Here is a 12,856-nt window from a genome sequence, read left to right on the forward strand (position 1 = left end):
ATATTTTTTACAAGCTTTATAAAACGCTTGAGAACACTGGCGTTAAAGCTTTTCTTGAAATAAACATATCATCATAATGTGATGGTTCAAATATCATTTGTACAATCAAAGGCTTCATGTTCTTAACAATATCATCTAAATGGTTATCTAAAATTGGTGACACTGCTTTTAAATCATTAAGAAAAGGCTCCCATTTGCCTAAAGTATTATCTAATTCTTCTAATTTAGTTTTAATATAATTACAAGTTACATTAGGAATCAGGGACAAAAATTCTTTCTTTTTTACATTTAACATTTCAATTGCATGTCTTAAATTCTTACGTATTTTGGGAATTGTATTAATCAAATATTTTATTACATCGACAATTTTCGATGCATATTCATCATATATACCTTGAACATAGTCTGCTATTTTTTTAATACCATCATCGATATGGTCTTTTAATATTTTCATTTTTCTTCCTAAATAATTAGAAGGTAAAGCTAGACCCTGCACCATATTTTCACCGCTATAATTAATTTGATAATTTCCATCTAAAATTGTTGCATCTTGTTGCTTCATAATACTTCTAATATCTGCAATTTGCCTACCATAAATATCATTTTGATTTTTTATTTGCTCTATATTCTGTTTCACTACTTTCAAATGTTTCATCATTTCTTCAGATACTCCATCTCTGAAGTCGTGATCTATATTTTTGAAAATTTCTAAAATTTCATTATCTATACTATCATACACTTTTTCTATAAAAGATTTTATACCTTTAAACAACTCATTAATTCTTTCTTTTAATGCATCCAATGCAAAATCAGGTAATAAGTGTTTAACAGCACTAATACTTTCTATTGTTTCATCTGCAACTTCTTCAAGTGCGTTTATTTTACTAATTAAAGTTCTTTCCATTTCTTCTAATTGAAATAAGTTAATCTTATCCTTAAATCCTTCTGATAATTGTTTCTTTCTATCTGCAAAATTTTTATTTTCATTTTCTGAGATGTTAAAACTTTCATTTAAAAAGATTACGCATTCTGCTAACATACCACTTGTTTCACCAGTAATCAGTTTACTCAACGCATCAAGATTTTCTAAATTAAGTTTAATTAAAGTTCCTTTTCCGGAACGTGCAATCGAATCTCCTGTCCAAACATTTATTGGAATTCGCCCATCCATATCTAATGTTATGTTAATAGTCTTTTTTACTTTTTTTCCATTTTTAATTTCTGTATCTTTTACCGACTTAATTTTGATTAGTGGTACAGTATCGTATGTGTTATCTTTTCTATTTAACTTCCTTTTATAACCTACATGGCTGTCTATTAAAGCATCTAACCTGGGCACACCATCACTAATGTTAACGCGTTTTCCTGGCATATCTTTGATGAATGGATCTTGTAACCATGTTAATAAATCGTTGGTACTATTAAAACTAATCATATTATCAAAGCGTGGTCTAGCAAATTTCTGCCAAGCAGCATAAGGAATCATTGCTGAGTCAGTAGCAACAACTTTTTCATTCGGATGTTTCGCTCCTTGATATTTTGCTCCTGCACCACCTTCCGAATTACCACCATCCGCCACAATTGTTTTGTTTTTGTAATTATAAGGTTTAGTTTTGTATTTTCTTCTAAATTCATTTTCATCAAGAACAGAAGCATCTTTAATTTTTTGTCGATAACTATTTGCGAATTCTTCTACTTGCTTTAAATAATCTGTGCTTTCATTATCATTATTCATTAATTTAGCATTTTGGAGCCAATCATCTCCAAAACCCGATGATTTTAATGGATTATTTGGGTTAATTGCCTCATTAGATGTTCCTTGATAAATTATTGTCTGTTGACCAGTTGGATTCCCCTGATCATTAAGTAACTCGTATGTTTTAATATCAGCAGCACCATTCATATTATCATTACTATTATCATTATAATTATCTATTTGTTTGAACCGTTTTCCATTTACTTTAAAATCTTTTTTTTCATTTATATCTTGATAAACCCAATAACTGCTCAATTCTGCTATGTCCCTATCATTTATTTTATTCACTTTATATTCACTTACCCTTCAATTGGATTTATATCGTCATAAAATGGTTTTTTAGTATTTATACTAGATTTTCCTAATTGAATAGTAACTTGAGATTTTTGAGGCATATTGGGTTTTTCTTTTAATTTATTACTCAATTCAATCACATCATCTACTGTATTGTCTTTAGTAAAGTTTTTCTTAGTTGAAAAAAGTGTAGAAACTGCATCAGTATTGGCAGTATAATCTAACTCTTTTCTAGCTTGTTGCATACCTTCTTTAAATTCTTTATCATTTTTATGAATCAACGGTTCGTAATATTTACGATATTCTTTTAAGTTTCTTGATAAATATGTGATATAAAAGTATTCATTTTGATATCCAACGTTTTGTGTCTTGTTAATTGCCTCTTTTGTAAAGCCTGTATATTGATATTTCTTTTCATTTTCTTTGAAGAATTTATATAAGTTATCATACTTTTCTTTTTGCGCTCGATATTCAAAGCCACTCAGCACTGTACCCACCATCATACTCATATCATCACCATTGTCATTACTGCGCATTGATCCTTTTTGATGGATGGCATCTTTGTACAAAGGTAGACTTGCATTAAATACAATGCCATGATCTTCACAATGCACATAAACTTCTACACCATCATCTTTACCTACAACATTTGTAGCTTTAACTTTTAGTCCAAAGTTATCTTTAAAGAATTGTTCACCTACTTTTTCAAATTCTTTACGATGCTTCTTCGCAAATTCAATCGCATCTTTTTCTGCAGGTGGTTGGAAGCCTTGTCCTACATATTTTGAAGCTTCCATTTCTTCTGGCACTGATTTTGTTTCTGTATTCGTGTCTTTTTTTGATTCATTTTCCATCGTGGAACATCCCCCTAAAATTAATGTCGTAGCTAAAACTGATCCAATGAATTTTTTCATATGACACCTCGAATAATTTAATTATTACAATATATCTATATTTTACCCTATTTTTATAATCAAATAAATAACTTTATCAAACTTTATATTTTTGTATAAATTAGCAATATATTTAATAGTTGTTATTCACAAAAATCCTAAATCCTAATCCACATACAAAATTCCCCACATCAATCAAAAAACGCATGCTATAAATTAGAGTCTCTAATCAATAACATGCGTTCTTAAATAACTATATTCAGTTTTATTCTGGTTTTGGTAGTTTAATAATAAATGTTGTGCCTTTCCCTAATTCGCTTTTAACATCTATGGAACCACCATGCTCTTCGATAATCATTTTACAAATGAACAAACCTAAACCGGTACCTTGTTTACCTCGCGTTCTCGCTGCATCAACTTTATAAAAACGATCAAATACTTGTTGTAAATGTTCTGGTGCAATGCCTGTGCCTGTATCTTTAATGTATAAAATATCTTCGCTTTCATTTTCATCACAAGTAATTGCAATTTCATCTCCAGGTTTCGTATAACGTGATGCATTATCAATTAAGTTCGTTAGTACTTGGTCCATGCGATCCATATCATAACTCCAAACACGCTTCTTACAATAATTAAAAGTCATATTTAGACCTAAATCATCAGCTTGTTGGCGATACTTAATTTTCATCTTATCTAGTAACGCTGCAATAGGCTGAACTTCTTTATTTACGGATAACCCTTCAGCATCCATGCGTGCGACATTTAACAATTCATTAACTAAACGATTTAAACGTTTCGATTCATCAAGGACAATGGCAAGCGATTCTTTTATTTCATCCGGTTCTGTAACAATACCATCTACAATTGATTCAGTATAACCTTGAAGTAATGATATCGGTGTACGTAATTCATGTGATACATTAGCAATGAAATCTTTCTTCATTTGATCTAGATTGTGCTCATTAGTCATATCACGAACTGTCACAACAACACCACTTTTACCTCCCTGTTCAATCTTGTCGATATAGCTTGTGGTCACAACAAAGAATCGTGCATTCATTTCTAAATCGCGCATTTCAGTTTGTTTTGATTTAAAAGTATCTTCAATTTGTCTTAATAAGAAAGCTTTAGCATCTTCATCAATATTGTCCATAATATCATTCGCCATCTTATTAGATAAGATAATTTGTCGACTCTCATTAATACCTAGGACACCTTCTACCATAGAGTTAATTAAGCTGTCTCTAATATTTTTAGATGTGGATAATGCGTCGACATGCTCTTCGATTTCTGTACTCATCTGATTAAATGCCTGCGATAATTGACCAATTTCATCTTTCGTTGTGACAGAAGGTTTATAAGAGTAATCCCCTTCAGATACACGTGTAGCTTGGTCTCTTAAACGTCTTAAAGGTTTTGTAATTCTTGACGATAAGAAAAACGCAAAGACTGTTGTAATTGTTAAGAAAATAACAGCCGTAATTATGGTGATAATCGTAATAGCATTATTTGTATCTTCGATTGATTTCAAGTCTTTATATATAAAGACTCCACTATATTTGCTATGACTATTCTTCTGTGCTTTTGTTGGATAGCCTAACAAAATATATGTTTGAGATGAGCCCTTTTCTTTAATCGTTACATTTCGAGTAACAGATTTACCTTTATCAAACACATCGTCAAAATGGTCGTTGTTGACTACTTCATTCAACATTTGCTTTTTAATATTAGAAAGTGAAGCCGTTGATTGACGATGTTTATTATTTATAATCATCAACCCACCAGGATTTTCAATTAATGTTTGACTATATTTTATTGCTTCTTCTTTATTATGTGATTGTTCGACCAGTGAACTTATACGTCTAGCATCTTCTCTTATGGCATTTTCGGTTTCTTGTGTGAAATAGTATTGCATAAAGGTAATTAAAGCAATACTTAATAAAATTAAAACTGTCGTCACTATTAAAATAATAGTTAACCACAGTTTAATTACGACACTATTTAGCCGGCTCATCATTAGATTTAACCTCAAATTTATACCCAACGCCCCAGACTGTTTGAATCATATGCGCAGCTTCACTAGACACACGATTTAACTTTTCTCTAAGTCGTTTAACATGAGTATCAACTGTTCTTAAATCACCATAGAATTCATAATGCCAAACTTCTTTTAATAATTGTTCACGGTCAAATACTTTATTTGGTGTTTTAGCTAAATATATTAATAATTCGTACTCTTTAGGAGTCAAATTAACTTCTTGATTATCAGCAAGTACGCGATGTGCATCATTATCTATTTCTAAATGTTTAAATTCAATCACATCACGTGCGTGAGGTTCGCTTTGTTCTACAGTTGTAGATTGCGTTCTTCTTAGAAGTGCTTTAACTCTTAAGACTACTTCTCTTGGTGAAAATGGTTTGACGATATAATCATCTGCACCAGATTCAAAACCTTCAACACGGTTTGTTTCTTCACCTTTAGCAGTCAACATAATAATCGGTGTTTGTTTATGTTCACGCAATTTAGTTGCCACCTGGATACCATCCATTTCAGGCAACATTAAATCTAGTAGTATGCAAGCATAATTATTCTCCATTGCAAGTTCATAAGCCTCTTGGCCATTACTTGCTTCATGGATTTCAAAAGATTCTCTTTCTAAATACATTTTAAGTAATCTTCTGATTCTATCCTCATCATCTACGATAAGTATTTCGTTCGACATACAGGTCATACCTCCCACACATGCTTTTCTTTACAAAAGTATTATATCACAGGAAAGCGCATACAGTTATTAAAAACCTAAAATTTTGTGAAAAAATTCTCAAACTTTGTGATAAATACATATTTTATTTAATTATTTCCCATGTTCTGCTAAATGACGCATCACTTTTACTTCATGAGGCGTCAATACACGTCCTTCACCAGCATTCAAACCGACAACATTTAAAGGCCCATATTCAATACGAGACAGTTTCGTCACTTGATGACCAAAATGTTCGAACATTCTTCTGACTTGGCGATTACGACCTTCTGTAATTGTAATTTCAACCAATGTTGTGTTTTTATCTTTATCTTGTTTCTTAACTTTCACTTCAGCCGGTTGCGTCATACCATCTTCTAATTCAATACCTTTTTCTAGCGCTTTCACTTCTTCTCTCATTAAATAACCTTTTAATTTCGCAACATATTTTTTCTTAATTTGATATCTTGGATGTGTCATTAAATTAGTAAATTCACCATCATTTGTGAGTAATAACAATCCAGAAGTATCATAGTCTAAACGACCAACAGGATAAATACGTGCTTCTATATCTTTAAAGTAATCTGTAACCACTGTACGTCCTCTATCATCAGATACACTTGTTATCACTTGAGTTGGTTTATGGAATAAAATGTAAATTTTGTCTTCTAGTTCTATTTTAATACCTTCAACTTCAATCGTATCTGATGGCTTCACTTTTGTTCCTAATTCAGTGACAGTCGTACCATTCACTTTCACTTTTCCTTCAGAAATTAAAGTTTCTGCCTTACGTCTTGAAGTATAACCGCTATTAGCTATACGTTTTTGTAATCGTTCTAATTCTTTAGTCATTATTTTCTCCTTTTTGATTGACTAGATTACTGAAAAAAGCATCCATTTCTTCATCGTCTTCTTCAGTTGTCGGCAAATCTTCTATATTGGAAATACCAAATACATTTAAAAATAAATCAGTAGTAATTAACTGTTGGCTACGCTGTTCATTAACCACTTTAGCCTCAACTAGTCCTTTGGCAATCAATGTCTTAACTGCACCATCTGAATTGATACTACGAATTAATTCAATATCACTTCTTGATAATGGCTGGTTATAAGCAATAATTGATAGTACTTCCATTGCTGCTTGTGTTAATTTCATTTGTGACTTTTGTTCAATTAATTGTTCAATATACGTTGCCGCTTCTTTTTTAGTCGTTAAAACATACGTCATTCCAAATCGTTGTATCATTAATCCATGTGATGAATAATTTTCAATTAATTCAACGAGTTGGTCTTTCGACATATCTAATATTTCTAATAGTTGTTTTTCATCTAAACCTTCATCGCCAGCTGTAAATAAAAGCGACTCTAATATACCATGATTATCCAAAATGGTAGTTCACTCCTCTAATAATGTTAATATCTTCAAAATTACGTTGTTGCTCAATATTAATAATTCCTGCTTTTGACATCTCTAAAATAGCTAAAAAGTGAGTGACTACTTGTTCAATTGGCTCAGAAAACGTAAACAGACTAAAGAAGTTAAAATGATCTTTATCTTTCAATCTCGATGTCACTTGTTCTGTAGCTTGTTGAATGGTAAATGTCTCTTTTCGGATTTCAACAGATTTAGGTGTATTTAACTCAACTCTATTTTTAACTCTTTGATAAGCTACAATTAATTCAGTTAAATCAATCGTATGATTTGGATCCCAAGATTCATCTGTTTCCAAATGAGATAAATCTGTCGGTCTTTTTGTAAAATAAAAATCTCTTTCTTCTTTCATGTCATTTAAAATAGCAGTATATTCTTTATAATTTTGATATTCTATTAAACGCCCAACTAAATCTTCCCGTGGGTCATCATCAACATCCATATCTGATGTTGATTGTGGTAATAGCATCTTACTTTTAATCATTAAGAGTTCTGACGCTAATACTAGGTATTCACTTGCAATATTAATTTCAAGCTGTTTCATTGCATGAACGTACTGCATATACTGCTCTGTTAATGCTTGCATAGGAATATCATAAATATCTATTTCAAATTTTTGGATAAGATGCAGCAATAAATCTAATGGTCCATTGAAAGCATCTAATTTAACTTCATACATAATATCTACCTCGTATTGCGTCATATGTGCATAATTCTCTAAAATATTATAGCATGAAAATAACTTACTTTTAAATTGGGGTGATAACAAAATGCAACAGGCACTGATAAATTTCTATTATCAATTTCATACTAAGCAACATTATTTCCTATGTCATGACATTTTAGAAGATGCATGGAAAGCTGAAAATAACTACAGTAAGCAAGATGCAGTTGTTAGTTTAATCTTGTTTGCAACTGCTTGTTACCATTATCGCCGCAATAATTTAAAAGGCGCCTATAAGTCTTTTAATAAATCTAAAGAAATAATACAAAATGCTAAAGATAGAGATGCGTTATACCTTAATTTAAATGATTATCAGTTGTTAATTGAGCAACAGATTGCAAAATTGAATGCAGCAAAGCCTTTTTCATCTGTTATATTACCAATAACTCCAGTCTTTGAACGCATCATCAAGGCCAATTATCCAGACTATGATTATAATCAGGAAACAGCAACAGATCCTTTTATTGTAGACCATCACATGCGCCGTGATCGTTCAGAAGTGATTGCAGCAAAAGAAGAAGCGATTCAATTAAGAAAACATAGACGTAATTAATCAACCAATTTAAAAAAGCCACAATAGCACAGACATTTTTAGTCATGTGTATTGTGACTTTTGAGTTATTGTTCACTTTATGCTCTAGGATGAAATTGGTTATACATTTTTCTAATTTGAGATTTCGAAACATGTGTATAGAGTTGGGTAGTAGATATGTCAGAGTGACCTAACATCTCTTGCACTGCTCTTAAATCTGCGCCATTTTCCAATAAATGTGTCGCAAAAGAGTGGCGTAACGTATGTGGCGTTAACGTCTTTTTAATGTTTGCCTTTACACCATTTTGTTTAATCATTTTCCATATTGCTTGTCGTGATAAAGGTTTACCATGCATATTTAAAAATAAGACTTCAGTAACAGTCTTTTTTAAAAGTTGCGGTCTAATCGTTTCAATATAAGTAGTTAAGTACTCAATGACTGCGTCGCCTAATGGTACAATTCTTTCTTTATCGCCTTTACCAAATACGCGTACAAATCCCATTATTAAGTTCACGTTTTCTAACTCTAAATGTATCAATTCAGATACACGCATTCCCGTTGCGTACAGAAGTTCTAACATCGTACGATCACGATATCCATTAATTTTATTTAAATCTGGCGTTTCTAATAAAGCCAACACTTCGTCAACATTTAAAACGTCAGGCAATTTTTTGTCATATTTTGGTGAATCTAATAATACCGTTGGATCTTTCGCCGCATATTTTTCTCTTATAGCAAATTGATGAAAACTACGGATTGTTGAAATAAATCGCGCAATAGATTTAGCAGATTGCCCTTGGTCTATTAAATGCCCCAAACACTCTTGAATTAATTGTCGATCTATAAAATCAATATGCGAGATATGATGTTCAGTCATATAATCTTGATACTTTTTCAAATCACGTCTATAAGCACCAATTGTGTTAGAACTTAGTCCTTTTTCAATTTGTATAAAACGCAAATATTCTTCAATAATTGTTTCCATAACCACACCTCTAAAAAAAGCGAAGGTTAATTTAACCTACGCAATTTACTATCCTTTACCTTTAGCTTGGCACGTTTCACACACACCATGGAAAGTTAAACGATGATCTAAAATTTTAAAATTGAACTCATTTTCAACTCGATTTTCAACTTCTGGTAACAAATCTTCATCGATTTCATCTACACGACCACATTCCATACATACTAAATGATGGTGGAAATGTTTTGCGCCTTCTTTTCTTAAATCAAAACGAGCGACGCCATCACCAAAGTTAATTTTGTCGACAACTTTTAGTTCAGCTAACAACTCTAACGTTCTGTATACTGTCGCCAAGCCAATTTCAGGCGCTTTATCTTTTACTTTCAGATATACGTCTTCAGCACTTAGATGATCTTTTTCATTTTCAATTAGAACTCTAACAGTAGCTTCGCGTTGTGGCGTTAGCTTATATGATGATTGTTGTAATTGTTGCTTAACGCGATTTAATCGTTCTTCCAACGATGTCCACTCCCCTACTAATAATTAAAATCATTACAAATTATTTCAAACTTCACAATTAAAACTAACAGTTTTCTCAATAAAATGCAAGCTTTTCTCATTTGTTATTTAGAATGATTATAATTTAATAATAGGTGTTGCAATGCAATGATAGTCTTCGCATCTTCTATTTCTTTATTCATTAGCATCGATTTAACATTCTCAATCGGAACTTTAATGACTTCGACAAATTCATCTTCATCTAAGTGAACTGTACCTTCTTCTAAATTATCCGTAAAATATATTGATAATTGTTCATCGCAAAAACCTGGTGAACCATACATATCTACAACATGTGTTAACTCTTTGGCAATATATCCTGTTTCTTCTTCTAATTCACGTTTTGCCGCTTCGACTCTATCTTCATCATCTTCTAATTTACCAGCTGGAATTTCTAGCAATGGTTTTTCTACTGGTTTACGATACTGTTTCACTAATACGACTTCTTTTTTAGGTGTCACTGCACAAACAGCAACTGCACCATTATGATAAACTAATTCTCTTGTTGACGTTTCACCGTTTGGTAATGTCACTGTATGAATTTCTACATCTACAATTTTGCCATTATAAATAACTGTTCGATCAATTGTTTTTTCATTTAAATCCATTATAATCACGTTCCTTTAAATTCATATTATATATTGATACACTATGCTTGTTAGCTAAAGTGTATCGAAAGGAGAATAGACATGCAAAAAAATATATTAAAAAGTGGTATTGCATTATCTGAATTAGGTCTAGGTTGCATGAGTTTAGGTACAGATTTAAAAAAAGCCGAACAAATTATAGATTGTGCTGTTGAAAATGGTATCACTTATTTTGATACAGCAGACATGTACGATAAAGGTATAAATGAATCAGTTGTTGGTAAGGCACTTCTTAAATATCAACAACGCGATGATATTGTCATTGGTACAAAAGTAGGCAATCGTTTAACAAAAGATGGCAGTACAACATGGGATCCGAGTAAATCCTATATTAAAGAGGCAGTTAAAGGTTCACTAAAGCGTTTAGGTATCGATCATATCGATTTATATCAACTTCATGGCGGAACCATTGATGACCCATTAGACGAAACAATAAGCGCATTTGATGAATTGAAACAAGAAGGAATTATACGTGCTTACGGTATTTCTTCTATTCGCCCAAATGTAATTGATTATTATTTAAAACATAGTCAAATCGAAACGATAATGTCTCAATTCAATTTGATTGATAATCGTCCAGAATCATTATTAGATGCAATCCACACCAATGATGTTAAAGTATTGGCAAGAGGACCTGTGTCTAAAGGATTATTAACTTCAAACAGTGTTAATGTGCTCGACAATAAATTTAAAGATGGTATTTTTGATTATTCTCATGATGAATTGGGTGAAACAATAGCCTCTATTAAAGAAATTGAAAGTAATTTATCTGCATTGACATTTAGTTATTTAACATCACATGACGTGCTTGGTTCCATCATTGTAGGTGCAAGTAGGGTCGACCAATTAAAAGAAAATATTGAAAACTATCATACTAAAGTTAGTTTAGATCAGATTAAAACAGCAAGAGCTTGTGTAAAGGATTTGGAATATACCAACCATTTAGTGTAGAAGTCATTTTCAGTAATAAAAACAGCGGCATGAGGCGTTTCATTATAAAAATGCCTTACTGCTGTTGTTTATGTACAATTCGCTATAATTTATGATTAAGATTACTCACTTATGATAGAAATTAAAGAGTCGTCCTCACGCATCAGTATTTAGTAATTACGCCCTGCGGCAGTGCCTTAAGCAAACTTCTGCCACTTCATCTTTTAATAATTTTATTAAAACATCTTTCTATATTTCACTTCGCATGTTGATTCATCATTATTAGTTATTATTTGTACACCCAGCACATTTCTTTGCAACACAAGTAGTTTGAATTTTTCACAAGTATAATATAATGTACTGTCTGAAATTTGGTCTACAGAAATATCGCCTAAAATATCCAGCACTGTAAATTCTTCAAACACTGATAGTTGTTCCGCATATCGTACACAAAGTCTTACCACACTCTCCGATTGACAGTTCATTGCCATCCCACCTATTTATGCTTTATTTTTAAATAATTTAGGAAAACATCGTTCAAAAAATCTAGGCGCAATTTGATACATTTTCAACGCATGGTGAATCCATTTAGGCCGATTAATTTCTAATTGTTTTGTTTTAATGCCATAAATGATATCTTCTGCAAGCTGGTTAGCATCAAGCATAATTTTCCCCATCTTTTTAGCATACTTCATTGATGGGTCGGCTTTTTGATGAAAAGGTGTATCAATCGGGCCAACATTAACTGTCATGATATGTAAGTTTGGTGACTCTAGTCTTAAAGCATTCATTAATGCATAAAACCCTGCTTTCGATGCCCCATAATGTGCAGCATTTGCTTGAGTGGAAAATGCAGCTTGACTTGAAATACCTACAATATGTGCGTTAGATGTTAAATATGGTCTCAACACAGTATATAAAACATTAAAACTAATTAAATTAAGCTGATACGTTTCAATCATTTCTGAAAAACTATGGTCTGAAATAGATTTGAAATAACCTAAACCTGCACTATAAATGAATCCATCGAATGATGTATTGTCTTCAAATTGCAGTGCCTGTATCGATTTCATATCATTTAAGTCACAAGGAATAACATTTATAGTTTTTCCCAATTCCTGTTCAAAGATTCTAGTTGCTTTATCAACATCACGCACCAACAACGTTACATGCACTTTATTTTCTAGTAACTTTCGGACAATCGATAAACCTAAACCACTCGTACCACCAGTCACTATAAAATGTTGTCCTTTCATCAATTAACCTTCCTTTTCAATTATATAGAATGCAATTTATCAACTTTACATAATTGAGACAAGTTGATTGTCTTTCCTAATATATATACAATAATAAGAAAATATAACATACAAATCAAAAACTAAAG

Annotated in this window: 14 protein-coding genes; 2 read left to right on the forward strand and 12 right to left on the reverse strand. The window is 31.7% G+C overall.

The features are described from left to right. Positions 1–16: 16 nt before the first annotated feature. From IDG63_RS09135 to IDG63_RS09165, 7 genes are all read right to left on the reverse strand, one after another. Positions 17–2,044 carry a hypothetical protein gene (locus IDG63_RS09135; RefSeq protein WP_001793477.1) on the reverse strand — a complete coding sequence of 676 codons (2,028 nt, stop codon included), beginning with the start codon at positions 2,042–2,044 and terminating at the stop codon, positions 17–19. A gap of 11 nt (positions 2,045–2,055) precedes the next feature. After that, a complete protein-coding gene (locus IDG63_RS09140; protein WP_001641538.1) occupies positions 2,056–2,964 on the reverse strand; it encodes a DUF1672 domain-containing protein in 909 nt (302 codons plus the stop codon). 244 nt (positions 2,965–3,208) lie between these two features. Next, positions 3,209–4,960, reverse strand: a complete 1,752-nt coding sequence (gene srrB, locus IDG63_RS09145; RefSeq protein ID WP_000987769.1) for a two-component system sensor histidine kinase SrrB — start codon at positions 4,958–4,960, stop codon at positions 3,209–3,211. Further along, the gene (gene srrA / locus IDG63_RS09150) at positions 4,941–5,666 is read right to left on the reverse strand and encodes a two-component system response regulator SrrA (RefSeq protein ID WP_000064078.1); all 726 of its coding nucleotides are present in this window, start codon (positions 5,664–5,666) and stop codon (positions 4,941–4,943) included. The genes srrB and srrA overlap by 20 nt, the downstream gene beginning before the upstream one ends. Positions 5,667–5,798: 132 nt before the next feature. Then, positions 5,799–6,536 (reverse strand): pseudouridine synthase, encoded by a 738-nt coding sequence (locus IDG63_RS09155; protein ID WP_000159577.1) that lies wholly within the window; start codon positions 6,534–6,536, stop codon positions 5,799–5,801. Next, complete coding sequence (scpB, locus tag IDG63_RS09160; protein ID WP_000368654.1) at positions 6,529–7,071, reverse strand: SMC-Scp complex subunit ScpB; 543 nt, start codon at positions 7,069–7,071, stop codon at positions 6,529–6,531. The genes IDG63_RS09155 and scpB overlap by 8 nt, the downstream gene beginning before the upstream one ends. Further along, a complete protein-coding gene (locus IDG63_RS09165) occupies positions 7,064–7,795 on the reverse strand; it encodes a segregation and condensation protein A (protein ID WP_000273371.1) in 732 nt (243 codons plus the stop codon). Before IDG63_RS09165 ends, scpB begins: the two co-directional genes overlap by 8 nt. Before the next feature lie 91 nt (positions 7,796–7,886). Between IDG63_RS09165 and IDG63_RS09170 the strand changes: the two genes are divergently transcribed. After that, entirely contained in the window at positions 7,887–8,393 is a 507-nt protein-coding gene (locus tag IDG63_RS09170) for a DUF309 domain-containing protein (protein ID WP_001183429.1), read from the forward strand. Positions 8,394–8,470: 77 nt separating this feature from the next. On the opposite strand, the gene xerD is transcribed toward IDG63_RS09170, so the two are convergent. From xerD to IDG63_RS09185, 3 genes are all read right to left on the reverse strand, one after another. Further along, positions 8,471–9,358 carry a site-specific tyrosine recombinase XerD gene (gene xerD, locus IDG63_RS09175; RefSeq protein WP_000447733.1) on the reverse strand — a complete coding sequence of 296 codons (888 nt, stop codon included), beginning with the start codon at positions 9,356–9,358 and terminating at the stop codon, positions 8,471–8,473. Positions 9,359–9,406: 48 nt separating this feature from the next. Then, entirely contained in the window at positions 9,407–9,856 is a 450-nt protein-coding gene (gene fur / locus IDG63_RS09180; protein ID WP_000392691.1) for a ferric iron uptake transcriptional regulator, read from the reverse strand. 104 nt (positions 9,857–9,960) lie between these two features. Further along, a complete protein-coding gene (locus tag IDG63_RS09185) occupies positions 9,961–10,503 on the reverse strand; it encodes an NUDIX hydrolase (protein ID WP_000365246.1) in 543 nt (180 codons plus the stop codon). Positions 10,504–10,584: 81 nt separating this feature from the next. On the opposite strand from IDG63_RS09185, the gene IDG63_RS09190 reads away from it, so the two are divergent. Continuing rightward, the gene (locus IDG63_RS09190) at positions 10,585–11,493 is read left to right on the forward strand and encodes an aldo/keto reductase (RefSeq protein WP_086095942.1); all 909 of its coding nucleotides are present in this window, start codon (positions 10,585–10,587) and stop codon (positions 11,491–11,493) included. A gap of 215 nt (positions 11,494–11,708) precedes the next feature. Here the strand turns inward: IDG63_RS09190 and IDG63_RS09195 are convergent, their stop codons facing one another. Both IDG63_RS09195 and IDG63_RS09200 read right to left on the reverse strand, forming a co-directional pair. Continuing rightward, the gene (locus tag IDG63_RS09195; protein WP_000995804.1) at positions 11,709–11,957 is read right to left on the reverse strand and encodes a hypothetical protein; all 249 of its coding nucleotides are present in this window, start codon (positions 11,955–11,957) and stop codon (positions 11,709–11,711) included. A gap of 15 nt (positions 11,958–11,972) precedes the next feature. After that, positions 11,973–12,728, reverse strand: coding sequence for an SDR family NAD(P)-dependent oxidoreductase (locus tag IDG63_RS09200; RefSeq protein WP_000678235.1), 756 nt, complete (start codon positions 12,726–12,728; stop codon positions 11,973–11,975). Positions 12,729–12,856: the final 128 nt, after the last annotated feature.

Origin of the sequence: Staphylococcus sp. EG-SA-14 (assembly GCF_017151935.1) — a bacterium.
GTDB classification, from domain to species: Bacteria; Bacillota; Bacilli; order Staphylococcales; family Staphylococcaceae; genus Staphylococcus; species Staphylococcus aureus.

What these genes read in the sequence shown, in the direction of transcription:
- xerD (WP_000447733.1), bottom strand. Translation starts at nt 9,358, where the DNA reads ATGGAAACAATTATTGAAGAATATTTGCGTTTTATACAAATTGAAAAA.
- IDG63_RS09185 (WP_000365246.1), bottom strand. Translation starts at nt 10,503, where the DNA reads ATGGATTTAAATGAAAAAACAATTGATCGAACAGTTATTTATAATGGC.
- srrB (WP_000987769.1), bottom strand. Translation starts at nt 4,960, where the DNA reads ATGATGAGCCGGCTAAATAGTGTCGTAATTAAACTGTGGTTAACTATT.
- IDG63_RS09165 (WP_000273371.1), bottom strand. Translation starts at nt 7,795, where the DNA reads ATGTATGAAGTTAAATTAGATGCTTTCAATGGACCATTAGATTTATTG.
- IDG63_RS09200 (WP_000678235.1), bottom strand. Translation starts at nt 12,728, where the DNA reads ATGAAAGGACAACATTTTATAGTGACTGGTGGTACGAGTGGTTTAGGT.
- IDG63_RS09190 (WP_086095942.1), top strand. Translation starts at nt 10,585, where the DNA reads ATGCAAAAAAATATATTAAAAAGTGGTATTGCATTATCTGAATTAGGT.
- IDG63_RS09155 (WP_000159577.1), bottom strand. Translation starts at nt 6,536, where the DNA reads ATGACTAAAGAATTAGAACGATTACAAAAACGTATAGCTAATAGCGGT.
- IDG63_RS09140 (WP_001641538.1), bottom strand. Translation starts at nt 2,964, where the DNA reads ATGAAAAAATTCATTGGATCAGTTTTAGCTACGACATTAATTTTAGGG.
- srrA (WP_000064078.1), bottom strand. Translation starts at nt 5,666, where the DNA reads ATGTCGAACGAAATACTTATCGTAGATGATGAGGATAGAATCAGAAGA.
- IDG63_RS09195 (WP_000995804.1), bottom strand. Translation starts at nt 11,957, where the DNA reads ATGAACTGTCAATCGGAGAGTGTGGTAAGACTTTGTGTACGATATGCG.
- IDG63_RS09170 (WP_001183429.1), top strand. Translation starts at nt 7,887, where the DNA reads ATGCAACAGGCACTGATAAATTTCTATTATCAATTTCATACTAAGCAA.